At 37.0% G+C, this 20480-nt stretch carries 16 protein-coding genes; 2 read left to right on the plus strand and 14 right to left on the minus strand.

Going from position 1 to position 20480, the window contains the following annotated elements; translation table 11 throughout:
• The first annotated feature begins 74 nt into the window (after positions 1-74).
• Positions 75-911 (plus strand): glycosyltransferase family 2 protein, encoded by an 837-nt coding sequence (locus CSEC_RS07795; RefSeq protein WP_041017888.1) that lies wholly within the window; start codon positions 75-77, stop codon positions 909-911.
• Positions 904-2229, plus strand: coding sequence for a hypothetical protein (locus CSEC_RS07800; RefSeq protein WP_053331896.1), 1326 nt, complete (start codon positions 904-906; stop codon positions 2227-2229). The genes CSEC_RS07795 and CSEC_RS07800 overlap by 8 nt, the downstream gene beginning before the upstream one ends.
• Here the strand turns inward: CSEC_RS07800 and CSEC_RS07805 are convergent.
• The 14 genes from CSEC_RS07805 to asnB form a co-directional block, all read right to left on the minus strand.
• Positions 2214-3479: a glycosyltransferase family protein gene (locus CSEC_RS07805; RefSeq protein WP_041017889.1), complete on the minus strand. Its 1266-nt coding sequence runs from the start codon at positions 3477-3479 to the stop codon at positions 2214-2216. The genes CSEC_RS07800 and CSEC_RS07805 overlap by 16 nt on opposite strands.
• Positions 3476-4573, minus strand: a complete 1098-nt coding sequence (gene wecB, locus CSEC_RS07810; protein ID WP_041017947.1) for a non-hydrolyzing UDP-N-acetylglucosamine 2-epimerase — start codon at positions 4571-4573, stop codon at positions 3476-3478. Before wecB ends, CSEC_RS07805 begins: the two co-directional genes overlap by 4 nt.
• A gap of 6 nt (positions 4574-4579) precedes the next feature.
• Entirely contained in the window at positions 4580-6292 is a 1713-nt protein-coding gene (locus CSEC_RS13475; RefSeq protein WP_079978013.1) for a Gfo/Idh/MocA family oxidoreductase, read from the minus strand.
• Positions 6252-7373, minus strand: coding sequence for a DegT/DnrJ/EryC1/StrS family aminotransferase (locus CSEC_RS07820; protein WP_053331897.1), 1122 nt, complete (start codon positions 7371-7373; stop codon positions 6252-6254). Before CSEC_RS07820 ends, CSEC_RS13475 begins: the two co-directional genes overlap by 41 nt.
• A 23-nt stretch (positions 7374-7396) precedes the next feature.
• The gene (locus CSEC_RS07825; RefSeq protein ID WP_041017890.1) at positions 7397-8695 is read right to left on the minus strand and encodes a nucleotide sugar dehydrogenase; all 1299 of its coding nucleotides are present in this window, start codon (positions 8693-8695) and stop codon (positions 7397-7399) included.
• Between the two features lie 80 nt (positions 8696-8775).
• Complete coding sequence (locus CSEC_RS07830) at positions 8776-10224, minus strand: MBOAT family O-acyltransferase (RefSeq protein WP_041017891.1); 1449 nt, start codon at positions 10222-10224, stop codon at positions 8776-8778.
• A complete protein-coding gene (locus CSEC_RS07835) occupies positions 10221-11222 on the minus strand; it encodes a hypothetical protein (RefSeq protein ID WP_041017892.1) in 1002 nt (333 codons plus the stop codon). Before CSEC_RS07835 ends, CSEC_RS07830 begins: the two co-directional genes overlap by 4 nt.
• Positions 11219-12370 carry a glycosyltransferase family protein gene (locus CSEC_RS07840; RefSeq protein ID WP_041017893.1) on the minus strand — a complete coding sequence of 384 codons (1152 nt, stop codon included), beginning with the start codon at positions 12368-12370 and terminating at the stop codon, positions 11219-11221. Before CSEC_RS07840 ends, CSEC_RS07835 begins: the two co-directional genes overlap by 4 nt.
• Positions 12367-13548: a glycosyltransferase gene (locus CSEC_RS07845; protein WP_041017894.1), complete on the minus strand. Its 1182-nt coding sequence runs from the start codon at positions 13546-13548 to the stop codon at positions 12367-12369. Before CSEC_RS07845 ends, CSEC_RS07840 begins: the two co-directional genes overlap by 4 nt.
• Entirely contained in the window at positions 13549-14682 is a 1134-nt protein-coding gene (locus tag CSEC_RS07850; RefSeq protein WP_053331898.1) for a glycosyltransferase, read from the minus strand. It lies immediately after the preceding gene.
• The gene (locus CSEC_RS07855; RefSeq protein ID WP_041017895.1) at positions 14679-16436 is read right to left on the minus strand and encodes an ABC transporter ATP-binding protein; all 1758 of its coding nucleotides are present in this window, start codon (positions 16434-16436) and stop codon (positions 14679-14681) included. Before CSEC_RS07855 ends, CSEC_RS07850 begins: the two co-directional genes overlap by 4 nt.
• A gap of 35 nt (positions 16437-16471) precedes the next feature.
• Positions 16472-17344, minus strand: a complete 873-nt coding sequence (locus CSEC_RS07860; protein ID WP_041017896.1) for an alpha-1,2-fucosyltransferase — start codon at positions 17342-17344, stop codon at positions 16472-16474.
• An 11-nt stretch (positions 17345-17355) separates the two neighbouring features.
• Positions 17356-18495, minus strand: a complete 1140-nt coding sequence (locus tag CSEC_RS07865; RefSeq protein ID WP_053331899.1) for a glycosyltransferase family 92 protein — start codon at positions 18493-18495, stop codon at positions 17356-17358.
• A gap of 14 nt (positions 18496-18509) precedes the next feature.
• Complete coding sequence (gene asnB / locus CSEC_RS07870; RefSeq protein ID WP_041017897.1) at positions 18510-20477, minus strand: asparagine synthase (glutamine-hydrolyzing); 1968 nt, start codon at positions 20475-20477, stop codon at positions 18510-18512.
• Between the last annotated feature and the right edge of the window lie 3 nt (positions 20478-20480).

Consider the following 20480-nt stretch of genomic DNA (forward strand, 5'->3'; position numbering starts at 1 on the left):
TAGCACGGAAAAACTTCCTAGCCTTTGAAATAGCGAAAAGTTAATATACACCGAAAATTGCTTTACTTATCAAAATGAAAAAAGTTTCTGTTATTATTGTCACCCATGATAGCGAAGCCTTCCTTACTAAGGCCGTCACTTGTTTAAATAATCAGACGACCAAACCCTATGAAGTGCTAATTGTGGATACCGGGTCAAAGGATAAAAGTTACCTTGAAGCCTTTCTCCGATTTAAGGGGTTCCAGATTCATAATGCCGGTGAAGAAGTGGGATTTTGCAAGGGTAACAATCACGGACTAAAATTTGTCGATCCTCTTTCTGATTATGTACTATTATTAAATCCCGATGCGTATTTAACGCCTGGCTTTATCGAAAAAGCTATTGATTTTATGGAGAAGCCTCTTAATCAATCGGTTGGAATATTGACCGGTAAACTGCTTGGCTTTGACAATACAAAAGAGGAACCTACGGGTAAATATGACTCGACAGGCATATTTAGAACTTTCTGGGGGTATTGGTATGATAGAGGGCAAGGGGAAACTGAAAACAAAGACTTCGAGACTAAAGAGTATGTAAAAGCCATTTGCGGGGCGCTTATGTTTATAAGAAAAACGGCTCTAAAAGAAGTACTTATTAAAAATGAGTATATTTTTGATGAAAGTTTTTTTATGTACAAAGAAGATATTGAGTTATCCATGCGCATGCAAAAAAAAGGCTGGAAGCTTGCTTATGAGCCGGAAATTGCGGCTTATCATTGCAGAGGATGGGATCCTAATAGAAAAAAAATGGCTCGAAAATACAGATTGATGTCTGCAAGAAATGAGCTCATCATTCACAAAAGAATGGGATCGCTTTTAGGCATGTGCTACTCCTCTTTAAAATATGCAGCGGTGTTGATCTTTAATGTCTAGCAAGACCCTCATCGTATTTAATAAAAAAAGCACCCTTTTTTTTATCTGGCTTGTTTTGCCGCTTTTATTTATCCCCAAAATCAATTTGATTTCTATGGGTGAGAGTGAAACTGCGGGCATTCGCCTTGATGATGTGATTTTGCTTGGCTTTGCTTTTATTTATTTATTTGGCAGCTTTGCACTTTCTCGAGAACCTTTAAAAATCGAATGTTTCTTGGCAGCGATTATTTTCTTTTCCATTGTCTCCTTTTTTTTGAATAGAAGTTTTGTTTTTTTAGGAATTATTGATGTCCAAGCAAGCTTATTTTATGCTGTCCGGCCACTGGAATACTTCCTCTTTTTCTATATTGGCTATCAATGCTACGACTATTTTTCTTTAAGCTCGATCATGCAAAAGCTGTTCGTTTGGAATGCAAGCCTTATGCTTTTGCAAAAAGCCGGAATCATAGGAGCTTTTACAAATTATGGCTATCTCTCTAATGTTCAAGATAGAGTAACAGGGCTTTGTTCCTTTCCTTCAGAAACAGGCGCTTTTCTAAACTTACTTTTTTGCTATCTTCTTTTTGCAACTAAACCGCCTAAAAAATTAATTCAATTTTTTGGAAGGCAGTTGGGGAGATTTTTTTATGATACGTACTTTTATTGGCTTTGTCTTTTTACAGCTTATCTTGTCATCTTAACAGGCTCAAGAATAGCTCTTTGCTCCCATTTTCTTGTCTTTTTCATTAAAGTGATAAAGGATTTGACCAAAGGCTCGAAAGTGACTAAATTTTATGCCGCTTTCTTTTTGGTAATGGGAGCTTTTGTAGGCATTTTAGGAATTTTAGCAACCGAAAGTATCTACCATAGAAGCAGAGCCCTTTTTTCATGGCAAAATATAGAACTTGTTCGTCATGTATGGGATGAGATTGAGACGTTTTATAATCCCATGGGGAATGAAATTGTATCTTTAACTAGCGATTATGACACGAGTTGGTGGCTTCGGATTCATAAATGGTGCTATGCTTTTAAAATTTTTTATAAAAACCCTGAAGTTTATTTAATGGGAGTAGGTCCGGGGTTTGCGTTTGCAGGACTTGATGGAGGGTTTTTAAGAATTTTAGTTGAGCTTGGCGTGGTAGGTCTTATTCTTCATTTCCTTTTCTTTAGAGAGCTCTTTAAAATATCCCTTGCTATGAAAGCGATGATTCTTACCTTTTCGATTAACATGATTTTTTTTGATGCTTACTTAGCTTATAAAGTGATGGCGCTTCTATTTTTTGCAGCAGGATATGACTATCATGTAAAAAAAAATTTAGCGGGTTATAAAATGAGCTGATAAAGCTTTTCCGCCTTTGCTTCTCTTGAAAATTGATTAATAAAGGAGGTATTTTTCGTTAAGGACACTCCTTTTATAAGTTCAATGATGAGATTTTTAATTAAGGGGACCGAGTTTTCAGCTATAAAACCTGAGTTTGCTTTTTCAATTATTTTGGCGGCTGTAGAATCTCTTTTGATGCCTATAGCAAGAATGGGCGATGGAAAATAAAGGTATTCAAAAAGCTTACCTGTCAGTATTCCTTTCGAGTCCGGAGATTCTAAAAATAAAAAACAATCGGCTGATTTTTGAATGCTTAAAGCCTCGTCTTTTCCGACAATACCACGGTAGCGGACTAATGATTCAAGCTCCATTTTTTCAATAGTTTCTAAAAGAGGTCCTGTATAAGACCCATAAAATAGAAGCTCAAAATTTTGCGAGGTTAGGACCTTTTCTTTTTTTAATTCATAAAGAGCTTTAAAAAGCGGAAGGGGATTTCTTTTTTTCCAATAGAGAGAGCCTGTATACACAAGACGAAACTTTTTTTCTTTGTGTGAAAAATAATCCCCCTTAACTTTAGACATTTGCTCTTCATCAAAACCATTTTCTATAATATGAACCGGGATCGGATAAAATTTTTGTATAAGGGTTTGCTGCAAAGGGCTTGATACAGTCGTTATCATTTCAGCTTCTTTTAAAAGACGGCCTTCGATCTTTTTTTCAATCCATTTAAAGGGCCATAGTCCCTTGTATAGATCATTTTCAATCCAAAGGTCGCGATAGTCGGCAATCCAATAGCAGTTGAAGATTTTTTTAGCAAAATACCCAAGCATGTGAGCTGTCGGGGGTCCGTAGGAGCTAATGATTCTATCGAAATGATAGCCTTCTTTTTTTAAAGCTTTTAATTTTTGAACCCCTTTTAGAACCCATAAGTCTGTTCTGCCAGGTAGACGCTCATTCATATGGCTTCTATAAAAATCAATAAGACTCCTCTTTAACTGTTTTTTGAGCGGACCCCAAAACGAAGAAGAAGTTTTTTTTTGCAGCCTATCGATCCCAAGAGATGCTATCGGGTCAAAATAGGGAACTTCGATCACTTCAAATTGAGAGGAATCCATAGCAAAGGGGATACTGACTTGACCTTTTTTAGAAGTTGTCAAAACGGTAAGAGAGCAATTTTTGCGGCTTAAGTATTTTGCAAAACTTACCATTCTTGACGTAGCAATGCTGTCCAAGGGAGGAAAATAGCGGGTGATGAGAAGAATTTTCATTCTAATTTAGAAAATTGAATCAAGTTTTTCACAATAGTTTCGGAAGCTTTTCCATCCCCATATAAAGAACTTTCCCATTCAATAGAAGATTCATTTTTTGTAGTCAGGCATTCGAAAATAGCCTCTCTTGAAAGAGGGACTAAACGGTTATACCCTTTCTCTAAAAGCTCTACCCATTCTGTTTCTTCTCTCAAAGTTAAGCAAGGCACTTTAAGGAGATAGGCCTCTTTTTGAACTCCTCCTGAATCGGTTGCAATGACAAGCGCATTTTTTTGCAAAAACAGCATATCCAGATACCCAAGAGGGGGAAGAAGAGTTAGTAACCGAGAGGCTTTTTCGTATAAATTTTCATTTTTTAAAATTTTCTCGGTTCTTGGATGAAGAGGCCAAACAATCCGTCTTTCCTTGCTTGCCAAAAATAAACCCTCAAGAATTTCCCTGAATCGATCGCTTTGATCGGTATTTTCTTGTCTATGAAGAGTGGTTAGAACATAGTTTCTCGGGCTTAAATCCAATTCTTTAAGAAGATGAATTTTTTCTTCCGCTTGCTTTGCGTAGAAAAAAACAGAATCAGCCATCACATCTCCGCATTCTATAATTTTTTTTGGAGAGACCCCTTCCCTTAACAGGTTTTCTTTTCCTTTAGAAGTCGGGGTGAATAAAAGTGAAGAGAGATGATCTGTTAAAACGCGATTGACCTCCTCCGGCATTTTTTTATTAAAGGATCGAAGTCCGGCTTCTACATGAGCTATAGGGATATGTAACTTCACGGCGGCAAGAGAGGCTGCAAGCGTTGTATTGGTGTCGCCATAAACTAAAATCCAATCAGGTTTTGCCTTAAGAAAGATGGATTCAATGCTTTCTATCATTCTGCCTGTCATAGACCCCTGAGATAGGCCCCCAATCCCCAAAAAATGATCGGGTTTCGGAATTTTCATTTCTTCAAAGAAAACATCAGACATCTCTTTGTCATAATGCTGGCCTGTATGAATGATCGATTCTTTAATTTCAGGGGAACGGCTCTTTAAAGCACGGCTGACAGAAGCGGCTTTTATAAATTGAGGCCTTGCGCCGATAATAGTTGTCAGATTAATAGGCATCTAGTTTTTCGCCATTTCTTGAAGTTCTTGCTCATTCTCTGTAATTTCGTCTTCGGAAAGAAGAGAATTACCGAGCAGGTAGTACCTTTCATTAGTTTTTGGACAAGCGGCTCTTAAAGGAATCGGCGAATCATTTTCGACGGGAAGGTCTAATTTTTCACCATATTGACTCATCCATCCTATTGCTTTAGCGGGATTGCCGACGACAATTGAAAATGGCTTTACGCTTTTTGTCACAACTGAACCTGCGCCAATAAAGGCGTAGCGGCCTATTTCAATGCCGGCGAGAATGGTGGCGTTAGCGCCAATCGTAGCCCCTTTTCTGACGTAGGTGGCGATGTATTCTTTCTTTCGAACGATCTCGCTTCGTGGATTTTTGATGTTGGTAAAAACCATGCTAGGGCCTAAGAAAACATCATCTTCTAGAGTTACGCCTGTGTACACGCTTACATTATTTTGAATTTTTACTCGATTGCCGATTACAGTTCCTGGGCTGATCACGACGTTTTGACCCATGTTGCAATTTTCGCCAATGACAGTCTCTTCCATAACATGGCTAAAGTGCCAAATCTTTGTATTAGCGCCGATGTTAGCGGTTTTTTCAATCACAGCCGTTGGGTGAGCGTAATAGCTTGCAGGCTTACTTGCTTTATAATCATTTAAACTAACTTTTATACCATCTTTAGCTAAACTTTCTTGAGCTGCTTGTAAAACAGACAATACTCGAACCCCTTCTTTTCCGTCTGTTTTCGGGGTGATTCTATCTCTACAGCAATTTAAAAAGTGAAGGCATTCTTCCTTTAAGGGTTCTTCTTGCGGAAGCTTCACATATTCCGGCGGACATTGGTTCGCTTCCGGAAAAGTTCCACCACTCCATTTCACGTGGTTGCGGTAAAGAACGAGTTTTTCTTCCCATGGTTTCGTGTCATCAAAAACGGCCATGCCGTTTGAGCCGATTACAATTAATTTTTGCTCCTTGAAAGGGTGAAGCCAACTGACATAGATATGAGCTCTTAGGTCGTTATTAAATCGCATAGTGGTCATAGTGGTATCGGCTACCCCCTCGGAAATATAAGCGCCGCCTGTGCAAGTGATGTCTTCTGGAAGAACATGACCTGCTATTGAAAGAATGACTGAGATATCATGGGGGGCAAAATTCCATAGAGCATTTTCTTCGACACGAAAACTGCCAAGATTAAGCCTATTGGAGGCTATGTAATGCAACTTTCCAAGCTCTCCTCCTGCAATAATTTCTTTTAGTGTTTTTACAGCTGAATGATATTGAAGGATATGTCCAACCATTAGGATTTTGCCTTTCTTATCGGCAATCTTTATGAGCTCTTCACCTTCTTTTACATCTAAGCAAAGAGGTTTTTCGACATAAACGTCTTTACCGGATTCCAAAGCTTGCTTGGCGAGAGAAAAATGCAAAGGGGCCGGACTTGCTATGACAACCTGCTTGATGGCATCATTTGCTAAGACACTTGTGTAGTTGCTTGTCAAGTGAATATCCGGGTAAATCTTTTGGTAATGATCTAAAAGAGCTTCATTTGGGTCGCATAGGGTATGAAGCGCTCCTAATGAATAAAAGTTACGGGCTAAATTTTTTCCCCATCTTCCGGCGCCTAATAAAGCTACTGTCTTCACAACTGAATCCCTTGAATTTATTTTATTAACAACATTGTAATGCTTCGATTGGATAATGGGAAGCATGGGTTTTTATGATTTCAGCAATGAGCTCTTGCTCTTCTTTCTTTAACCATGGGTGCATAGGGAGGCTAAGGACTTGTTTTGAAGCTTTTTCAGCTTCGGGAAAATCACCAAGCTTATAGCCTAAATGTTCGAAAACGGGCTGTTCATGAAGACATTTCGGATAATAAACAGCTGAGGGGATCCCTTCTTTTTTTAGGGCATTAATGAGAAGTTCTCTTTCCTCTACCCGGATAGTATATTGAGCATAAACGTGGGTATTTGAATCCATCACTTCCGGAGTTTCAACAATTCCATTTAAGAGTTCGTTATAATACTCAGCGTGTTTTTGACGGGCTTCTATTTCTTGATTAAAATGAGGCAATTTTGCGAGCAAGATAGCCGCTTGCAAAGTATCTAAACGACCATTTAATCCAAGATAAGGATGATGATGGCGCATCTCGCCCCCGTGGGTTCTGATGGCTCTGCATTTAGAGGCGAGTTTGTCATCATCTGTAAAAAGGGCGCCTCCATCCCCATAACACCCTAGAGGTTTCGCAGGAAAAAAGCTTGTTGAGCCAACAAGCGTTTTTTTACAGCTATGAATACCATTTTGAGTCGACCCAAAGCTTTGGGCAGCATCTTCGATGACAAACAGGTTATGTTTCTTCGCAAGATCATTTAAAGCTTCATAGTCAGCCATTTGTCCGAATAGATTGACAGCTAAGATCCCTTTTGTTTTTTTTGTGATAGCTTTCTCGATTAAACTGACATTGATATTGTAATAATCAGGTTCAATATCAACAAAAACGGGCCTTGCATGAGTTAGGGAAATCACTTCAGAAGAAGCTATCCATGTAAAGGGAACGGTAATAATCTCATCATCTGGCTGAACATCCAGGGCAAGAAGAGCGATGAATAAACTGCAAGTTCCGGATGAGACAGCGATCGCATGCTTTGATCCTGTGTAGGCGGCAAGTTCTTTCTCGAGTTCAAAAACCTCCTCTCCCATGATGTAATGACCTTTATCTAGAACATTTTTTATTCTAAGGTCAATTTCATCTTTATAACGATTGTATTGCTGTTTGAGGTCTATGAATTCCATAAGTTTGGCTTTTTCCTTATTATTTAAGCTGTGAAAACAAGACGCTGTTTCGGTAAAAAATTTCTTGTATCAACAATTGGTACGGCATAAGACATAATTTCATCTTTGGAAAATGAGCTGTGAGCTGTTGCAAGAAGGAAGCAATCGTAATTTGAGGATAAAGGCTGGCTTATTCTTCCGGCTAAATCATTATACTCGCGGCTCAATCCGATTTCCGGCACAAGGGGGTCATGGTAGTCGCAAATGGCGCCTTTTTTCTCAAGCAAATGAATAAGTTCAAGACTTGGACTCTCTCTCATATCATCGATATCAGATTTATAAGAAAGCCCCAGTATTAGGATTCTAGAGCCTTTTAATGACTTACTGTAATAATTCAAGCAGTCTTGAACCTTTGAGACGACGTATTTCGGCATGGATCGATTAATTTCACCGGCAAGTTCAATAAATCTTGTGCTAATGCCATACTCTTTCGCTTTCCAGGTTAAATAAAAAGGGTCGATAGGGATGCAATGGCCTCCAAGACCGGGCCCCGGCCAAAAAGGCATAAAACCGAAAGGTTTTGTGCCGGCGGCTCTAATTACTTCAAAAACATCGATATTCATGGGGTCGCAAATAAGTTTAAGCTCATTAACGAGAGCGATATTAACGCTTCTAAAAATATTCTCAAAGAGTTTAGCAAGCTCGGCCACTCTTGTCGTTGAAACGGGAACTACATGTAAAACTGCTTTGGAATAAAGGGCGACTGCTAAACTTAAGCTTTCTTCATCGACTCCGCCAACAAGCTTAGGGATGGTTTTAGTGCCATACTTTTTATTTCCCGGGTCTTCCCTTTCAGGACTAAAGCATAAGTAAAGATCTTTTCCGATGCGTCTTTGGCTTTTAGCTTCTAAAAGAGGCAAAAGTACTTCCTCTGTAGTTCCCGGCCATGTTGTGCTTTCAAGTGAAACTAATGTGTTGGGAGCAAGGTACGGTGCGATCGCTTCGGCTGTTTGAATAATGTATTGCAGGTCGGGCTCTAAATGATGATCTAAAGGTGTCGGCACACAGATGATAACGGCATCGCACTTGGAAATTTCTTCATAAGAGCTTGTTGCCGATAGCAATTTTTTACTGAATACCTCTCTTGATCTACTTTCAGGGATATGTTTAAAGTAGCTTTCTCCTTTGGAGATAGCCTCCACTTTTTTTTGATCGATATCAAATCCAATTACCGGGAAACCGGCTTCGACAAAAGTTAAGGCCAAGGGAAAACCTACATAACCCATGCCGATAATTCCAATAATACATTCGTTTGAGTGGATGCGATCTATTGTTAAGGGCATGAGCAACCTATAGTTAGAGTCTAAAAACTTTATCAGATATAAAAAGTTTGAACAAGACCTTTTTGATAAGACATGAAAAATCAAAAGGCAAAATAGATGAAGCTTTTGGCTTTGCCAAGATAAAAAAGGGAGCTCATAAAGAGAAAAAGGCTAAAGCCAAGGTGGCGTTTATTCGGGATAAATTGCTTAGAAAGTTCATTAGAATTTCTACAAAGAAAACAGAGAATAAATGATAGGGCAAGAAAGGAAACCAAGCTCAGGATGTCTTTTCTAAAAAGGGGCATGACGCCATTAAAGGAAAGCCCTTTTAATGCTATAACCCCATTCATATATTGAGGAAGAGAGACTCCTTTTCCTAAGGCCATGGTATGAAGAATGCCTTTCATTTGAAAGATAGTTTCAGATCTAAAGATAATTCTTGCAATTGAGCAGAATATAAAAGTTGTGAAAATTCCTGTTGTTTTTGAAAGAACGACCCCGGTTTTTTTCCAAAACTGATAGAAGATAATCGCTGCCCCATGCACCAAACCCCAAAGAATAAAAGTAAGGCCGCTGCCATGCCATAGCCCTGTTAAGAAGAAAACAAAAAAAGTTGCACTTGCGTGCCGCAATTTTCCAAAAGCGCTTCCACCAAGCGGGATATAGAGGTAATTTCTAATAAAACGGCTAAAAGTTATATGCCATCTTTTCCAGAATTCCTGGATATTGTCTGCTTTTAAGGGGGAATTGAAATTAAGAGGTAAATGAATGCCTAAAATCCATCCGATGCCGATAGCCATATCCGAATAAGCGCTAAAATCGAAATAAAGCTCAAAATTATAAGCGAAGGCTACAATCCAAGCTTCAATAAAAGTTAACTTTTCAACATTTGAAAACCCAAGGTCCACCCAATAGGAAAGAGAGTCTGCAAGAATGACTTTTTTAAAAAGACCGATTGAAAAAATAAAGATCCCTTTAGCTATCAAATCAAAATCATTCGGCTTTTTTTTATCAGCCAATTGGGGAATGAGCTCTTGGTAGAGAACAATTGGGCCCGCTATGAGTTGCGGAAAAAAAGAGACAAATAAGCTGAACGCAAAAATATCTCCATGCTTTTCAATTTTTTTAGAATAGAGATCCACAAGATAGGTGATTTGCTGAAAGGTTATAAAGCTAATGCCGATTGGAAAATCGGATAATTGATAGGGTATTGAGGTTGAAAAAAGCGTATTCAGTAAATCTAAAAGAAGGCTGCTATATTTATAATAGCTTAAAAATAAAAGGTTAAAGGCGATTCCTATAATAAGCCATGACCTTGCTTTTTTTTTAACCTCTCTCATTTTCTCAATCTTCCGTCCTACCAACCAATTAAAGAGAGTTGAAAAAATAAGAAGGGGAAGAAAGGCCGCATTCCAAGAACCATAAAAAATAAGGGAGACAAGCAAAAGCCAAAAACCTGTCATTTCTTTCTTTATTTTTTTTAAAGAAAAATAGCCGAAGAGCGCTATCGGAAAAAAGAGAAATATGAATTCGAAAGAACTATAAATCATAGCCTTTCCCTCATAAAGGAATCGATATTTTTTAAAGTGAGGGATTGAAACAGTTTTTCTTCTTCATCGCTTTTTTCTAAAATGTCGATGATAATTTGCGATTTTTTCGGATTAAGGTGATGGGCGTCAAAAAATAGTTCAAATTCTTCCTCAGGCGATAGACCAAAAAAATGGATGTGCTTAATTTTTTCAAAAAGGGAGACAAGCTCTTTCAGCCAACTTTTATAAACCTGAAGAAGAGGAGAGGATTTGATTTCTTTAAAAAGACGGGCTGTCTCAGGGGTTGTAAACACCTGAAATTCTATCTCGGGAAAATTTTGGATAAGGGCTTTAAGCTTTTCTTTAAAGTGCAATTCCTGGAAATTTTGAATTTCTAGACGTCTATTTTTATAGGCTTTAAGCTGATGGTTAATCTTAGCTTCTTTTTCTTTCTCATCAAGTTCCTTGTAGATTCGACTTAAGGAGTCGGTCAAAGAAATTAACCCATTTTCCTGTCCAAATAACTTTTTTAAACTGATAAGCGAGGCTTCAAAAGAAAGGAGGGGATTTAAAAAATAAACAAATTTTTGACGTTTTTCAAGAATTTTTTTGATTTCGGTGAGTTTCATAGAGCGCTCATCGATTTGACCGAAATCAAGCCCTAAATACACCTTCTGAGGTGTTGTTTTTAAGGTTTTTAAGGCAAATTGCAAAAGATCAAAGTATTCTGTTATCGAGAGGCCGCTGCAGCCCAGATTTAATGTTTTTTCTTTAAAATAGTCTGCATCAAGTGAAGCTATCCGGCTTGATCCAATAAGGAGAGCTCCATAGATAGTTTCTTTATGATTAAGCAAGAAATTAATCTTTTGCTCCCTTTCATCAAACAAGGGATAGGGGGAAGGTTTCTCGCGCCCAAAATAAAGAAATGGATCAAAAGCGAAGTTTAAAGAAGCCACTAGTCCGAGCATCAATAATAGGTTGATTAGAAATAAATAAACCCACTTTTTAGAAGAACTCATAGAGCCATAGCATTGTTTAAAAATTGTTCAAAACCCAAAATATAATTCTCTAAACAAAAATGAGAACTCGCTTCATGGCATCTTTCCTTAAATCTTTCGATTGTTTCAAAAGAGGCACTTGCAATTTGGTTTGAGAGGGAATCTAGGTTAAAATCATTTCCGATAAACCCTAATTGTAAATCAGAGGTAATTTTTTTCATTTCAACTAAAGGGGGAACGGCGACAGCAATTCTTGCCTGGATGTTTTGAAAAAATTTATTAGGCAGGGCGAAGGTGTGGTTTTCCGGCTTCTCTTTAAGATGAATAAGACCGATATCATACTGATTTAAAAAAGGAACCAGATCCTTCATGGGAAGTTTCTCAAGAAGACGAACTCTTGGAAGTTTCTTAGCTAAGACCTTAAGGTGATTCAAATAAGGGGTGTTATTTTGAGAGACTAAAATGCAATCGAGTGTAAAACGGGAGGGAAGCTTTAGCATAAAAGCAAAAATCTTTTCCCATTCCCTTTTAGGATCTGCATTTCCATGAGCGATTATTTTAATTTCGCTTGGGTTTACTTTCTTAACTTTTAAATCATACTTTAAGGGAACATTCGGAAGGATAAAAAATCTATTTACATCAAAATTTTCTTTATAAAGATTAGCAATGCCGGTTGATACCGTCATAAAAGGTACTTTTCTCAAATAGGTTTTTAAAAGTGAGACGGCATATTTTTTTTGATAGCTCTTTTTAAGAAAAGAAGAGTTATAAGAACCGGGATAATATTCATGGGCATCCCAGATGAGAGGCTTCTCTTTAGCCCATTTTATTCCGATAGGCAGAGCATGAATTTCATTAGCTAAAACAAAATCAAAGGAAGGCAAAGTAAGCTTAAGAGAGTCTGCAATCATGGGAATCCGCCAATAAATAGGCTCAAATTCCAGGGTTGTCAACTCTATGATTCTTTTAATTAAGTTTAGGCCCCTTTGCCAATTGGAATTCCTTCTTTTTTTTACTTCAATAAATTCAGAGCAACGGACGGAAGGTTCATCCAAGCCGATAACTGTTGTTTTAAAGCCAAGTTTATCAAGCAAGATAAGTTGGTTTTGAACCCTTGGATCTTGACTTATCTTTGTGAAACAAATAACGAGGACATTTTTTCTTTTCATGTCAAAAGGGCTTTTTGATGGATTGATTGAAGAAGATCCATGGTTTTATTGTTATCAAAATGGGATTTGGCATGATTTTTGATAATTTCGCTATTGAATGAATGGTTCATAAGCTTTGCCATTAAACGGGCTAATTCCTCTTTGGACGAACCATTAAACAATAACCCGTTATTTTCATTGATATACTCACCCGGGGCTCCCATAGCTCCTGCAATGATAGGCAGACCATAGTGCAAGGCTTCAACAATCGCATTTCCAAACGTTTCAACAAAGCTTGGGAGGATAAAAGCATCTCCTTGGCTAAAAAAATGGGCCAGCTGATTTCTTTTTAAGCTGCCGATAAAACTAACAGAATTTTCAAGGCAAAGCTGTTTTCGTAAATTAAGTAATGCGGTCTTCTCCTCCCCATCTCCTGCAATAATTAACTTAACTTTTTTTCCGGTATCTGCAAGCAATCTAAAACTTTCTAGCAAAAGATCAATCCGCTTGATCCGGCTTAAGTGGGCAAGGGTTAAATAGATGAAGGGTTCGCTTTTAGATTTTTTTTCTTTAAAAGGAAAAGGCTCGATGATATTGGGTAGGACTATTCCTTTATTTTCAACCTGAAGGCTATCTGCAAGCCAATTAAGAAGAGGGCGGCTAACGGCTGAGACACACTTAGCATGGCGATAGGCTTCTTTATATTTATTTAAAACAGGTGTTGGGATCAGCTCCCCATGACAGGCAGTTTTATAAAAAAAGCTGGCATGCTCGCTTACGATATAAGGAATAGAAAAGCGTTTTTGCAAATGTCTTGCCACAACCCCTGCCGCCAAAAAACTATGGGCTTGGATAAGGTCAGGGCGCCCAAACTTTTTTATGTAGGTCTTAAAGAGCCTTTCATAAGTTTTAATTAAAAAATAGAGACGAAAATTTGGATGGAAGAGACCTAGATTCACTCCCTTAAAAATAAGCTCCGGAAAGCCGGAATCATGGGTTTCTTCAATCTTGAAATAATAGTTTTTTAATTTATCGATTTTTAAATTTTTTCTTAAAGGAAGCAAATCTGAAAAAATAAGACCAACTTTTGAATTTCGCAAGCTTAAGGTCTTGGCCCAAAAATTAAAATTGTACCCTCGTAGAGGTTTACTCTCTGTTCGATACCAGGAGGGGATGATTAAAACATGAGGAGATTTCATTTAAGAGCCGTTTTCTGCCAAAAGTTCTTTCATTATTTTAAAGTTGTTTAATTCAGATAACTCTTTCGCTGCTAAATTTGAATTATTTTTCATATCTTCGATTTCTTCAACTTTTAAATCATTTAACATTTTAGCAAAGGATTCTTTAGAAAAATCTAAGCTTACTCGACCATTTTTATATTTTCTTATAAGTTCAGCCATCTGTAGAGACGGGCTTATGGCAAGAGCAAGTCTTGCTTGAATAAAATCAAAAAATTTATTAGGCAAGCTGTTTAAGGCATTAAAAGAGCTTTTAGGTTGCAAATAGAGACCGATGTCATAAGAATTTAGAGCTTCCGGCAGCTTTGAAAAGGGAACCGGCTCTAAAAATCTGATACGATTATTTTTCGAAGCGAGCCGCTTTAACTTGTCTAAATACTTCTTATTATTTGATAGAAGAAAAAAATCTAAAGCAAAGCGATCCTCTAAAAGAAAGAAAAGTGAAATCATATCTTCAATTTTTCTTGTCTGATCGCAAAAGCCATGGTGGACAAGCCGAATCTTTTGGCTATTCACTTTTGAGGGGGCTAGATTTCTAAAACCGGGAGCATTAGTAATCACAGTCGGTTTTTTAATAGAGCAAAATTCCTGATATTGCCTAGCAATTGGCTCTGATACGGTTGTAACCCTATGGGCTTCTTTTATGTACTTTTTTGACAAATAGCTTTTGAAGGCTTGTCTTGTTAGTTTCCAATAAAAATTGCTTTCAAATTGCTTGGGGGCATATTCATGAGCATCAAATAAAAGAATGGCATTTTTTTTAATCTTTAAGGCAATCGGCAGGGTTTCAATGTCATTTGCAATGACAAGATCAAAATTGTTCAAATTAAAAGACAATATTTCTTTAATTTCCGGTTTTTCAAAGTAAATTTTTTCATATTTCCTGAAGATAAGGTAAAAAAACATTTTTACTTTGTTGAAAAAACTTCTGGAAGGAGGGCTGATTGGGATAAAAGTTTTTATGGTTGTTTTCGGAGGATTAAAAGCGATCACTGTGACTTCTTTTTTAAGTTTTAACAAGAAGTCAATTTGCCTATTCACTCTGGCATCTATTCTTAAATCGGAGAAGGAGAGTACAAGCGCTTTTTCAGTCATGATCGGTTTGTCTCAAAGGTTTTATGACCTAAAAGTTTTTGATAAAGAGAAGATGTGTTTAAAAGCTCTTCATGCGTTCCGAAGTTTTGGATTCTTCCTTCTTCCATTAAATAGATCTGATCAAACCTTTCCATATTATATAAACGATGAGTCACAGAAAATATTGTTTGATGCGGAGCTTTTGATTTAAGCACAGCTTCTATTAAATCCTCTGTGTTTGTATCTAGAGCAGAAGAGGCTTCATCTAAAATTAAAACCTCGCTGTTTCTATAAAGAGCTCTTGCAAGAGAAAGTCGCTGCCTTTCCCCACCGGATAAAAGAACTCCCTTATCTCCAACTTTAGAATCAAAGCCATCTTTAAGTTTTTCAGTAAAGTGTATTAAATGAGCTTGTCTTGAAGCTTCGAATATTCTTTTAAAATCAACAGGCTCGCCAAAAGCAATATTATTTATTAGAGAATCATCAATAATAGCTGTGTGCTGGGGAACATAACCGATCTTTGGCTGTAGCGCTTTAAGATCTCTAAAAGGGATCCCATCGACTGTAATCTCTCCTAACGAAGGTTTAATAAGACCGCATAATAAGTCGAGAAGAGTACTTTTGCCGGAGCCTGTTTTGCCGATGATGGCAACATAGGTACCTTTTTTAAAAGTGCAAGAAAGATTATTTAGCGCGTAATTATGACCGTTATATGAGTATGAAATATCTTTAAGAGTAATTTCATGATTAAAATCTAAGTGAAATTCTTTTTTCTCTTTTTTCACCTCTAGGAGCTCTTTTTTTAAAGAAACGAAAGAAGATTCGGCATTTTTTAAAGTCAGATTTAAAGAAAGGAGTTGATTCACAGCAGGAAGCAGTCTTCTTGCGATAAGGGCAAGCAAGATTAGGGCTTCAGGAAATGTTTCTTTGCTATAGCCCAAGCTCCAAGCGAGGGTTAAAGATAGAATTAAAAGAAAATAGGAGGCGTATTCAACAAGAGGCGAAACTCTTTGCGATAGAAAAGCCGCTTCAAAAATACTTGTAGAAAACTCCTCTAAGGGTTTGAGAAATCGATCTTTAAAAAAATAAGCTTTTCGGTAAATTTTTATCTCTTTTAAAGCATAAAAACCATCTGCCAAAAAGGCATAACACTGTCCTGACGCGCTTTCCTTTTTCTTTCCAAGGCTTCTTAATTTATTTCCAAATTTTGCTATTAGAAAAATACCTATACTTAAAAAAAATAAAATAAGACTCCATGCGGAATAGAAATATTGAAAAAGCAAAAGAAAAAACAAGAAAGTTGTAATCACCGCATACGAAACAAATTGAAGGCTTGAGAGCATTCCTTGCGCCACTTGAAGGCAAGTTGAAAGACAATTTTTTATGAGTTGAGCGCTATTTTTTTTTATTGTTGTTTCATAATCTTGCTCTAGATAGTGAAAGAAAAGTTTTTGGCTTAAATTTAAAAAAAACTCGTAAGGAAACTTTGAGACCTTTTTTAGAGTATAGAGCTGAACAAACATTTTGATTGTGATTAATCCAAGCAAACTTAAGCTAAACTCAAAAAAACCGAGATTAATCGGCATTCCAAGTAGTCTGATGGAAAATGAAATGCCTTTGTCCCAAAAACCTTCAAAAATAGAAGATAAATAAAAAGCAAGAGCTGAAATTTGAGCAGTTTCTAAAAGCGAGGTTAAAACGATAGCTGCAATAATGATAAGGTAAGTTTTCTTTTCTTCTTTTGATAGTATAAAAGGTAATTCTCTAAAAAACATTTACACCTAAATTTGGTAGCCTCTTCTTATAAAAATTAGTTGCTCTCTAAAATCCACCCCTCCGGATATAAATCTTTTGTGTTAAGAGCAAGCCTTGGTCCGAACCATTTTTTTGGAGCGACCACTATTTTATTAGAATTTTTATTCAAGTACGCCGCCCACCAGGAAAAAGTAGAATTTGAAATGATTTGATGCTTGCAAAGGCTCATAAGATAAAAGTCGTGGTAATAAGCTTCCTTTTCAATAAAACGCATGTTTTCGGCAAGCCCTTTTAATTCTTGTTTAGTCCAATCAATTTTATCAGAGAAAACAACGAAAAGACTATCTTTTGGAAAATGACGCATGGCATTTATAACATAGCTTCGACCATTTAAATGGTAATAATGGTGCTCCGGATCATTATCAAAATAAGTTCTGATATGTATGGCAACCGTATTTGGATGGTCCAGGATATCTTGATAGCGGCTTTTCAAATATTCAATAATTTCTTTTTTTGGCTCAAATAAGGGAAGGATTCGATCTTTATTAGGTTTGAAATATTTCTCCGACTGAAAATAACCATGTATTTTCATATTGGGTTTATAAGGGATTGGATGATAAGAAAACTCGGGTTCTTCATAGGTATAAGAGCATTTATTTTTTGGTTTTTGAGTATTTAGATTCGAAAAAAAAATTTCTTTGTTTTTTGGAATGTTGTCTGTTTTCTTAGTTTCAAAATCTGGGAAATAGGCTTCTGCGTTATGATCTATGGCAAGGCTTAAGGCTGCTGCCACTTCAAAAAGCTGGTTGCCAAGCTGGGCATGAATGGTTGACATCACATAAGGCTTTTTATTAAATTTGACTCTTTTTTCGGCAGATACCAAAAACGAGGGTGAAAGGCATAGCATCAGAAGTAATAGACGTATCATAACATCCTCAGTTAATGTCGAACAGATTGCAAAGCTTTTTTCAAATCCGGTAAAAACTTTAAGATTGACTTATCTTCTACCTCATTTGCCGATTTAATGAGAAGATCTAGCTTTTCGCTTGAATAATTTTCACCCACTAACCTTCGTCTTTCCACTTTATTTTTGTAAAACCAGTCGTGAGTTCTAAACCAATAATGATTCAGCTGAATTTTGCTAAGAGGCATTCTTGGATTGCTAACATCAGTCTCTTTTAAGATATTTTTATCAGGATCGCAAATTTTATAGCCCTCTATGGGTTTAAAAATGTGCGGACTGTAGCAAGTTTTATCGATTAAAGAAGGCTTTACGATGCATTTTGTGTAATGATTGGAGTTCCATTCAGGGTCATGAAAAGAAGAAGTGAATTTATGCGTTAAATGCTCAATTAAAGGAGCCTTTTTTGGAAGAACTTCTAAATTTGAGGTTCCAAAGAGTTGCCAGTTTATGGCAATACCCGCAAATTCTTCGTAGTCTTTTAGAAAATCCACGGTAGTCGCTTTCTCATGGGGGACTAAGAATTCATCGATATCGACAAAGGCGGCCCAAGTGGTTTTTCCCTCTAGATAGGTTAAAGCATGGCTATAAGCATCAAGTTGAGCTTTAGGGTAATCGACATAGGGCCATTCAATTAAGGTTACCCACCCCTTTTCTATATAAGGCCCCAGGACTTCAAGGTAGTTATCTGTCGAGAAGTGATTATAAAGTAAAAAATGATCGGTTCCCTGAAGCATATGATATTCTAGCCATTCCACTAAAAAATCGGCTTCATTTTGAAAAATAGTTGAAAGGGTGAGGAAAGAAGGTTTTTGGGTTTCTTTAGACACTATTGTTGTTTTAAAAGTCCATGTAAGTTTATTTTCCCCATGGCAAAAGGGAAAAGCATCTAAAAATGACCTGGGACGATTGGTTAAGTAGTGATTTAAATTTTCAAGTTCTTTAGTCGAGAGCTTATTTAACCCGAGATTTTGAAATTCGTCACTATGCAGCTCGTTTTTAAGGTTTACTTTTAAGGATGGTAAACGTCCCTTATAAAGCGTTTGAACAAAATTTAGAGATCTCGATTTAAGGTTTTTTTTAAGGAATTGATAGAGTTTGGAAGGTATATTTGCCACTAATAAAAGCCTTTTTAAATAACTACTTTAAATTGTTTAACCCAAGAACCAAAAGATAAAGTTCGAAATGCAATAGGTGAATAAGTTTGAGCTCCCTCTGCCATTTTTTTGGCTTCTATCAAAGCTTCGGGTTTGATTAACCCGTTGCTTACTGAAATCGATTCCTCGATTTTATTTAAAAAAAAGTGTTTGGCTTCTTTTTGAAACCAATTTTTTTCTGAAGTGGAAAACGATATTTTATCTTTTCTGTTTTTGATAATAGGGGGAAGATTTTCTTTTAAAGCTTCTCTTAAAATACTTTTTGTTTCCCCTAAGGAAATTTTAAAGTGAGAGGGCAGTCCAAGAGTAAATTCAACTAGACGATAGTCTAAAAAAGGGGTTCTTGATTCGATGGAGTGGGCCATCGAATTACGGTCTTCAAAACGAAGAAGCATAGGCAGGTTTATGGCGTTTACCATTTTATAACTTAAATCCGCCACATCCTTAGAGGAAAAGAAATTATTCTGATGCGGCTGTTTTCCAAGCCAAAGATCTTCTTTACTGTTTTTAAGGCGTGTCCTAAGAGAGTTTTCAAAATTCTCAGGCAGAAGGCTTTGAAAAAATCTTCTAAAAGGTTTTATTAAAGGATTGTTCTTTTTGCATCCGATTAATTCACTTCCTAAAAAGAGGAATTTTTTCTTTTTTAGAAGTTCTTTTAAAAAGGGAATATAAAACTCATAGTACCCGCAAAGAAGCTCATCAGCTCCTTGACCATCTAACATCACTTTAATTTTTTTGTCTTTGACAAGAGAAAAGACTTTCCACTGCGCATAGATGCTTGAAGAGCCAAAAGGTAAATCCTGATGCCAGACAATTGCGTCAAAATTGTTTTTAAGATCCAGAGCTGTCGGCAAAGTGAGATGGCTTTTAATATTTTGATGACTTTCTAAAAGTGTGCTGATATAGGGGCTTTCATCTATTAAAGGGTCTTCTGAAATAGCTGAAAAAGTAGCTTGAGGTTTCTTTTGTTGCTCCCTCTCTAAGATAAGACTTGCCAAGGAGACGATGCTTGAAGAGTCAAGGCCTCCGGATAGGCAAGAGCCAAATCCGACATCGGCTCTCATCCTTAGAGAAACGGCCTCTTGAAGAAGAGATTTATATTGAGAGACGGCCTCTTTAAAGCTGCCAAGAAAAGGGGTAAATGAGAGTGTGTACCAAGGCTTTATTTGTAAGGTTTCTAAAGGAAAATTAAGATCGCAAGTTAGAAATTCCCCCCCTCTTAACTCAAAGACGTTTTTAAATAGAGTTTCTTTTTCATGATCGATAATCCCGGATTTTAAAAAATCGTACGCTCTTTCATGATTTAGTTTGGCTTTCCAGGGGGATAGACTTGAAAACTGCTTAATTTCAGAAGCAAAAGCTAAAAATTTATCTTCGATGAGAGTGTAATAAAGAGGCTTTACCCCAAATCGGTCCCTTACCGCCACTAATTTTTTTTGGTTAAGATCCACAAGCAAAAAAGCGAACATCCCATTCAATTTATGAAAAAAAGAAGCGCCATATCTTTTATAACCTTGCAGCAAGACTTCCGTGTCTGTTCCCGTTCTAAAAGAGACCCCTTCCTTTACAAGTTCTTTTTTTAGTTCAGGAAAATTGTAGATTTCTCCGTTATACGCGATCCATAAAGAGCTGCAAGGCGAAGCCATCGGTTGATGCCCAAAACTTGATAGGTCAAAGATGGAAAGACGCCTATGCGATAAAGCTAATCTTCCAAAACAAGCTGACGGGTTTATCTTTTCTTTGGGCGAGTAGGGCAAGGGAAGACGAAATGCGTCCTCGGGGGTAGCAGAACTTCCAAGAATTTCGGGCGCTTTTTCAAAGTTAGAGAACAAGACAAAACCTTCATCGTCAGGGCCTCTATGGGCTACTTTAGATGACATTTCTATAATGTCTTTTAAATTCCGGATCCCATTTAAGGAAATCAAAGCAGCGATCCCGCACATCCT

The sequence above is a fragment of the Criblamydia sequanensis CRIB-18 genome (genome assembly GCF_000750955.1).
GTDB classification, from domain to species: domain Bacteria; phylum Chlamydiota; class Chlamydiia; order Chlamydiales; family Criblamydiaceae; genus Criblamydia; species Criblamydia sequanensis.